Origin of the sequence: Psychrobacter sp. TB20-MNA-CIBAN-0197 (genome assembly GCF_040309765.1) — a bacterium.
In the GTDB taxonomy this organism is placed as follows: domain Bacteria; phylum Pseudomonadota; class Gammaproteobacteria; order Pseudomonadales; family Moraxellaceae; genus Psychrobacter; species Psychrobacter submarinus.
In genome coordinates, this window is record NZ_JBEOPC010001054.1 from 1 (window position 1) to 252 (window position 252).

General features: G+C 45.2%; 1 protein-coding gene. It reads left to right on the top strand.

All coding sequences use genetic code 11. The features are described 5' to 3' along the window. Window positions 1-252: hypothetical protein (locus tag AAEY83_RS17120; RefSeq protein ID WP_351061065.1), on the top strand; the 252-nt coding region annotated here is incomplete at both ends.

Here is a 252-nt window from a genome sequence, read left to right on the forward strand (position 1 = left end):
GGATGCAACCGCAGCCTCACGTAATACCCAAGCGGCCACTGATGTGCTAGATATTACTGATGATACAATATTCAATGATGACATTATCAATCAATCAGCACTCAATGGCGTCAGTAACGCTGACAAAGATATCGAGGGAACGACTGCCCGCGCTCGTCTGACAGCGCGTTTGCCAAAACTAAATAACTCTTTGGTATTTGCCGAATATGAGCAAGATATTGACAATAGCGAGCGTAATGCAACCTCTATCGG